Raw genomic sequence first — 6,079 nt, forward strand, 5'->3', positions numbered from 1 at the left:
GTGAAACCACCTTTAACTTTACCAGAAATGATACCAGTAACAGTTGCGTTATCTTCGTATGCTTTTTCCAGCTGCAGCCAAGCTTCATAGCGCTTAGCTTTTTCGCGTGAAAGAATTGTTTCACCGAAACCGTCTTCAACCGCGTCCAACGCTACGTCGATCTCGTCACCTACGGTGATTTCAAGTTCGCCGTCAGCATTACGGAATTGTTCGGCAGGGATAGCACTTTCAGATTTCAGGCCTGCGTCGACTAAAACAAGATCTTTTTCGATCGCAACGACAGTACCTTTAACGATAGAACCCGGACGAGTTTCGACTTCTTTCAGGCTCTCTTCAAACAGCTGTGCAAAATTTTCTGACATATGTATTAACTTCACTTTTTAGATGACATCCACTGGACATCCTGTTCAGCGGGGTTATTAAAATCACCTGCACGTATCCTTACAGCAGGTCCCTAAATAGCTCGTCTTAATGACCAGCTAGCTAGTTTGTGACAGTTTGCTGTGAGCAAACTCCATAACCGAATCCACGACTTCTTCTATGCTTTTGTCACTTGAATCGATATACAAGGCATCTTCAGCCGGTTTAAGCGGTGCGACAGCACGATTGGTGTCGCGATCATCGCGCTCTTTGATTTCGGTTATTAATTGGTCAATATTAGCATCAAAACCCTTTTCCTTCAATTGTAGGAAGCGACGTTGTGCGCGTTCCTCAGCTGAGGCAGTTAAGAATACTTTTGCATCGGCATCGGTGAACACTACAGTGCCCATATCTCGACCATCTGCAATCAATCCGGGTAACTCTTTAAAGCCACGCTGACGCCGCAACAACGCCTCTCTAACCCTTGGTAGAGCGGCGATTTTCGACGCCATGTTGCCCACACTCTCAGTGCGAATCGTTAAGGTAACGTCCTCACCCTCTAAGATGATATGAGTGAGTCCCTTGTCTTCTTCGGCTTCAAACTTCACATCCAAGTGTGAAGCTAACGTGACAAGTTTCTCTTCTTCATCAGGCTCAAAATCATGATGAATAGCGGCTAACGCCAGTACACGATAAATTGCGCCACTATCAAGAAGATGCCAGCCTAACTTCTCGGCCAACAAACGGCTCACTGTGCCTTTGCCTGAGCCACTTGGCCCATCGATTGTAATTACGGGTACGCGAGTCGCCATAAATTCCTCTATTTGCCCTGCTCTTTGCAGATTTAAGCGCGCAATTATACTCATTTGTGAAAATTTTGCATCTTTTGTCACGCGCTGTTTACATCAAAGTTTGATATGAGACTATATTTTAATCGTGACAAAGCCGTGAAAATTCATCAAAAAACTGAGGATATGTCTTTGAGCAACACTGAGGATCATTGATGCTGACACCCACTGGTGAAAATGCAATCAAGGCACTACACATCGCCATGCGATGGTCATCGTAGGTGTCCAGCGTAGCGTGCTGCCAACGCTGAGGTGCCATCACAGATAAATAGTCTTCGCCCTCTTCAACCTGAGCACCGATTTTACGCAGTTCAGTGGCCATCGCTGCTAATCGATCGGTTTCCTTGACGCGCCAACTCGCGACGTTACGAATCACTGTCGTGCCTTCAGCAAAGAGCGCCATGGGAGCAAGCGTCATTGCAGCGTCGGGCACATCATTACAATCGACATCGATCGCACTCAATTTAACGCGTCGGGATACACGAATTGCGTTATCCAGCATTTCGACCTCCGCGCCCATTTGCTGAGCCAACTCGGCAAAACGCACGTCGCCCTGAATTGACTGTTTACCAACGCCATAAATCGTGATTGGCCCACCACTAATTGCTGCGGCACCTATCCAATAGCTCGCTCCGCTTGCATCACCTTCAACGAAATAATTGCCTGGCGAACGATAGCACTGTCGCCCAGGAATTTTGTAATGACGGTCACTGTGTTTATCTATTTGAATGCCAAAATCACGCAACATCGCTAAGGTTAGTTCAATATAAGGACCCGAAATAACCTCGTTTATCAATAACAGTTCGCTGTCTTCGGAAAGCAACGGTAAAGCCATCAACAACGCCGAGATATATTGACTCGACGCGCTACCATCAATAGTCACCTCTCCGCCTTTAAAACCACTCTCTATCGTCAACGGTAAGAAACCTGCTTCTGCGTGACACTGAATGTTTGCACCGGCCGCGGTTAAGCTGTCAATCAACGCCGCGATGGGGCGCTCGCGCATGCGCGCATTGCCATCAAGCCGCATTACTTGCGTGTTGCTCAATGAGGCCGCAAGCACAGCGACAAGAGGACGGACGGCGGTGCCTGCATTGCCAAGATAAAGCTCGTTCTGAGTGGGTTGCCAACGACCACCACAGCCTTCGACTTGGTATTCGGAGGGATCCGATTCGCTGCGCCTAACCGATACGCCGAGTGTCGTTAAGGCTTCGATCATACGCGCCGTATCATCACTTTCGAGGACGTTCTTCAAGGTCACAGGTTGGCCACACAATGCTGCCATGAGCAGTGCACGGTTTGAGATGCTCTTCGAGCCCGGCAACGTAACCGTGCCGCTACACACTGAACGCGGTGCAAGGTGTAGCGGATCAGGTAAATTCAACAACGTAATACCTTTATTTAACAATGCGCTCCATTGCTTCAATGAACGCTTGGTTCTCTTCTGGCAGACCGATACTTACACGCAAGTGGTTAGGTAATTGGTAGCCTGCGACTGGACGTACAATCACGCCTTCATGCAATAACTTTTGATAAATATCATCAGCGTCCGGTCCCACTTCAATGGTAAGGAAGTTGCCATACGAAGGAATATAATTGAAGTTGTGTTGCTCGCAAAAGCGAATCAACTGCTGCATCCCCAGAGCATTAACGCGCACCGCTTCAGCGAGATAATCATCATCGTCTAATGCCACTTCAGCGGCTTTCAACGAAAGTGCATTGACATTAAACGGTTGGCGGATGCGGTTCATCAAGTCTGCAATCGCTGCCGAGCTGACCGAGAAGCCTGCACGTAAACCGGCTAAACCATAGGCTTTTGAAAAAGTACGTGTCACCACTAAATTCTCGAATTCGGCTAACCACTCGATGGATGGCGCACGTTCGTCGTTCGGAATATATTCGTAATAGGCTTCATCAAGCACGACCATAACGTTATCCGGCACTTGTTTGATAAAGTCATACAGTGCATCTGTCGGCAAGAATGTCCCTGTCGGGTTATTTGGGTTTGCGACGAATATCATTTTGGTTTTGGGCGTTATCGCCGCCAGCATACCCTCAAGGTCATGCCCATAATCCTTTGCAGGAACCGCGACAGGCGTAGCTCCAATCGCTTTAGTCACCAATGGATAAACAACAAACGCATGCTGAGAAAAAATGACTTCGTGTTGATCACTGACAAAGGTACGCGCTAATAGCTCGAGTACGTCATTTGAGCCATTACCTAAGGTCACTTGATTTGTCGCAACCGAGAACTTGTCAGCAATTTTGCTTTTGAGATAAAAGCCATTAGCGTCCGGATAGCGAATTAAATCATCGATTTCACCCTGCAGGGCTTGTTTAACACGTGCACTGATCCCCAATGGGTTCTCATTTGAAGCCAACTTAACGACTTTATCTAAGCCCAATTCGCGCTGCAGTTCATCCATCGGTTTACCCGCTTGATAGGGTTGTAATTCCCTAACACCGGGATTCGCCATCTGGGTTGCATCAAACTTTGCCATGCTCATTCCTTCTTTTGTTCTTTTATTTTTATCAGCAGATTTAGCCGTGGGTACGCTCAAACTCGCGCATAAAGTCGACCAACGCCTCAACGCCTTCATAAGGCATGGCATTATATAGACTCGCGCGCATGCCACCGACAAACCGGTGACCTTTGAGGCCCACTAAACCGGCCTGATGAGCTTGCTCTAAAAAGTGTTTATCGAGCTCATCGTCAGCTAACTGAAAGGGTACATTCATAATAGAACGATAGTCAGGGTGAACTTCATTTCGATAGAAGTCAGACGCGTCAACATAGTCATACAAAGCACTCGCTTTGCGTTGATTAAGCTCGCCAATACCCGCAAGACCGCCTTGTCTTTTAAGCCACTTAAACACGAGCCCAGAGAGGTACCATGCAAAGGTGTTGGGCGTGTTGTACATTGAGTTGTCTTTGGCCTGTAGCTGATAGTCCATAATCGAACTCACTTCAGGTTGTGGTTGACCTAAAAGTGACTTTTTAACAATCGCGATAGCAAAACCTGAAGGACCAATGTTTTTTTGAGCGCCTGCATAAATAACCCCAAAACGACTGACATCGAGTGGTGCTGACAAGATATTAGAAGACATGTCAGCAACAATAGGCGCCTGCACATCAGGAATATCATGAATCGCAATGCCATCGACTGTCTCATTCGGGCAGTAGTGGAAGTAACGCGCATTGTCACTTAGTTGCCATTCACCGGCGGGCTGGATCCGTTTGCCCTGCTCTGTTTGCTGTGCAGCGCCCACCACATTAACTTGGCTTACGTACTTCTGCGCTTCTCGAATGGCATAACCCGACCAGGTGCCACAATCAAGATAATCGACAGTGTCGGTTTTGGCGGCAATATTTTGGGGCACTGCGGAGAACTGACCGCGACCACCGCCTTGCAAAAACAGTACATGATAGTCGTCCGGCACATTAAGCAACTCTCGCAAGTCTTGCTCCGCTTCTTGTGCCATTTTTACGTAAGCAGGATCGCGGTGTGAAAACTCCATCACCGAGACACCTGTATCATTCCATTGTAAGAACTCTTCCTGTGCTTGTAGCATCACCTCGGCCGGCAACATCGCCGGCCCGGCAGAAAAGTTGAAAATCTTACTCATCGTTTGCCTCAGGTTTATCAGACGGCTGTTGCTCGGATGTTGCTTCGCTTACTTCACCCTCAACGACAACGTCTTCAAGTTCGTCCTCGTCGACTTCATCAATGCGTTGTAAACCAACCACTTGTTCGTCGTCACCAGTACGGATTAAACGTACGCCTTGGGTGTTACGACCCACCATAGAAACTTCATTAACGCGCGTACGAACCAGCGTGCCTTTGTTACTGATGAGCATGATTTCGTTGCCATCCACGACTTCCATCGCGCCGACGACAGCACCATTACGTTCGCTGACTTTTATTGACACGACACCCTTAGTAGCGCGGCTCTTAGTCGGATATTCCTCAACCAAGGTGCGTTTACCAAAGCCGTTTTCTGTGACCGTCAGAATCGCCGCTTGTTGTTCATCTTCGTAAGTGCCCGGAACGATAAGGCTGACGACTTTCTGACCTTCTTCGAGACGGATACCGCGCACACCGGTAGCCGTACGCCCCATTGAACGTACTTGGTCTTCTCTAAAGCGAACGACTTTACCGCCGTCTGAGAAAAGCATAATCTCTTGCTCACCATCGGTGATATCAACACCGATTAATTCGTCACCTTCATTCAGGTTGAGCGCAATAATACCGCCGTTACGTGGGCGTGAATATTCAGGTAATGGTGTTTTCTTCACCGTGCCGTGCTTAGTCGCCATGATGACGAACTTATCTTCTGGATAATCACGGGTTGGTAGAATCGCCGTAATACGCTCATCCGATTCAAGCGGTAATAGGTTGACAATAGGCTTACCGCGCGAAGCGCGACTCGCCAACGGCAACTGGTAGACCTTCATCCAATAAATGCGACCACGGGTCGAGAAACATAAGATGGTGTCGTGCGTATTGGCAACCCACAGGCGTTCAACGAAGTCGTCGTCTTTCATCTTCGTGGCTGCTTTACCTTTACCACCGCGGCGTTGTGCTTCGTACTCAGTTAATGGCTGATACTTCACATAGCCTTCGTGAGACAGCGTTACCACAACGTCTTCTTCGTTGATCAAGTCTTCCATGCTGATATCGTGCGCAGCCGCGGTGATTTCCGTTTTACGTGCATCACCGAAGTTGTCACGAATTTCAACCAACTCTTCGCGAATCACTTCCATCAAACGTTCAGTTGAGCGCAAGATATGCAGGAGTTCTTCGATCTGTTTCAACAGACCTTTATATTCGTCTAGGATCTTCTCGTGCTCTAAGCCGGTCAGCTTATGC

The 6,079-nt window shown here is 48.1% G+C and carries 6 protein-coding genes; all 6 read right to left on the reverse strand.

Annotated features, from left to right (window positions below):
- Positions 1 to 362: S1 RNA-binding domain-containing protein (locus tag B2X00_RS10915; protein ID WP_290487579.1), on the reverse strand; the 362-nt coding region annotated here is incomplete at its 3' end.
- A gap of 117 nt (positions 363 to 479) precedes the next feature.
- Positions 480 to 1,172, reverse strand: a complete 693-nt coding sequence (gene cmk / locus B2X00_RS10920; protein ID WP_290487580.1) for a (d)CMP kinase — start codon at positions 1,170 to 1,172, stop codon at positions 480 to 482.
- A 118-nt stretch (positions 1,173 to 1,290) separates the two neighbouring features.
- Entirely contained in the window at positions 1,291 to 2,616 is a 1,326-nt protein-coding gene (aroA, locus tag B2X00_RS10925; protein ID WP_414653753.1) for a 3-phosphoshikimate 1-carboxyvinyltransferase, read from the reverse strand.
- Positions 2,606 to 3,709 carry a histidinol-phosphate transaminase gene (gene hisC / locus B2X00_RS10930; protein WP_290487581.1) on the reverse strand — a complete coding sequence of 368 codons (1,104 nt, stop codon included), beginning with the start codon at positions 3,707 to 3,709 and terminating at the stop codon, positions 2,606 to 2,608. Before hisC ends, aroA begins: the two co-directional genes overlap by 11 nt.
- A 40-nt stretch (positions 3,710 to 3,749) precedes the next feature.
- Complete coding sequence (gene serC, locus B2X00_RS10935) at positions 3,750 to 4,835, reverse strand: 3-phosphoserine/phosphohydroxythreonine transaminase (RefSeq protein WP_290487582.1); 1,086 nt, start codon at positions 4,833 to 4,835, stop codon at positions 3,750 to 3,752.
- The coding region (locus B2X00_RS10940; RefSeq protein ID WP_290487583.1) for a DNA gyrase C-terminal beta-propeller domain-containing protein at positions 4,828 to 6,079 on the reverse strand (1,252 nt) is incomplete at its 5' end. The genes serC and B2X00_RS10940, both read right to left, overlap by 8 nt.

The organism is Idiomarina sp. UBA3162 (assembly GCF_002364475.1).
Classification (GTDB): Bacteria; Pseudomonadota; Gammaproteobacteria; order Enterobacterales; family Alteromonadaceae; genus Idiomarina.

Bases quoted from the DNA above. Each gene is read 5' to 3' on its own strand.
- cmk (WP_290487580.1), bottom strand. From the start codon at position 1,172: ATGGCGACTCGCGTACCCGTAATTACAATCGATGGGCCAAGTGGCTCA.
- hisC (WP_290487581.1), bottom strand. From the start codon at position 3,709: ATGGCAAAGTTTGATGCAACCCAGATGGCGAATCCCGGTGTTAGGGAA.
- serC (WP_290487582.1), bottom strand. From the start codon at position 4,835: ATGAGTAAGATTTTCAACTTTTCTGCCGGGCCGGCGATGTTGCCGGCC.